The 1248-nt window shown below is 66.5% G+C and carries 2 protein-coding genes; one reads left to right on the forward strand and one right to left on the reverse strand.

The genetic code is table 11. From position 1 onward, the window contains the following. On the reverse strand, positions 1-237 hold a 237-nt coding region (locus tag ACIRS4_RS37515; protein WP_404204647.1), incomplete at its 3' end, for a DUF4193 domain-containing protein. A 457-nt stretch (positions 238-694) separates the two neighbouring features. Here ACIRS4_RS37515 and cei point away from each other — a divergent pair. Beyond that, positions 695-1248, forward strand: a 554-nt coding sequence (gene cei, locus ACIRS4_RS37520; protein WP_404204649.1) for an envelope integrity protein Cei, incomplete at its 3' end; no start/stop codon positions are given.

Raw genomic sequence — 1248 nt, forward strand, 5'->3', positions numbered from 1 at the left:
CACCAGGAAGCAGCTCGAACACGTGAATTCGTCCGCCTGCTTCGGGATGACCCGGACCGAGAGCACTTCCTCGGAAAGGTCCGCGCCGGGAAGCTCGAACGACTCCGCGGTATCGGATTCGTCGATATCCACGACGGCGGACGCGGCTTCGTTGCGGCGAGCCTTCAGCTCCTCCAGCGAGTCCTCCGAAACGTCGTCGGATTCATTGCGCCGCGGTGCGTCATAGTCGGTTGCCATGTCGTCTTCCCCTCGTCCTCACTCCGTATATCCCGGACCGGCACCTGTCCGACAGCCTCCTGCCGGAGCCTGATCGGGCCGTGGTACCGCCCCGCCCGTGGTGTACGTCACGCGTACACCGGTCACAGATCCGGGCCGGATAGTTCCTCATCCGCACCGGATCGCGCTCGGTCAACGCAGGACATGCCCTTGTTGTTCCCGAAATCGAACCCCAGATTCACCTGGGTTGTACGATCGGGGCCGCCAGACAATAGCGGACCCCGGGACCAAAGTCGCAATCAAAACCCGCGCGAGTTGAAACTGAGGGGCAATCGTCACCGCCGAGGGAACTGTCCGAGATCTTCCGCACCGCCTCGAGACCTCCCCTCCACCTCCGCGACACCCCGCGCGCCACACCGGTGCCCGACTTGCCGCAGCCGTTCACACGACATTCCCGACGCTTTCGTAGAGTGTGGGCGTGGTTTCACTGATCACCCAAGGTAAAGCGACCGATCCGAGCGGGCGGAACTTCATTCGCCGACGCTGGGAGCCCTGGGCCGCCATGGTCGGCGTCATCGCCCTGATCTGCGTCGTCGTGTGGTTCAAAGCGCTGACGACGAGCGAGGGTGACCAGGGCGCGATGGCCTGCAACTCCCCCAGCCCGGCTTCGAGCACCTCCGCGGCCAAGCCCGCGCCGCTCGGCGAACGGGTCGGCAACTCGCGTCTGCGCGATGTCCAGCCCGCCGCGCTCGCCGCCTCCAAGGTGCGGGTGTTCAACGCCAACGGACAGCGCGGCCAGGCCGCGCATGTGGCCTCCCAGCTGGGCGATCTCGGTTTCGCCAGCGCCCCGGACGTGCAGATCGGCAATGACCCGGTCTACGTGAACGGCGACCTGGAGTGCACCGGGCAGATCCGCTTCGGCGTGAAGGGCCGGCCCGCCGCGGCCGCGGTCCAGCTGGTGGTGCCGTGCGCCGAGCTGATCGAGGATCAGCGCCAGGACGAGACCGTGGACATGGTGCTGGGCTCGCTGTT

Source organism: Streptomyces sp. NPDC101166, from assembly GCF_044768125.1.
GTDB lineage: Bacteria > Actinomycetota > Actinomycetes > Streptomycetales > Streptomycetaceae > Streptomyces.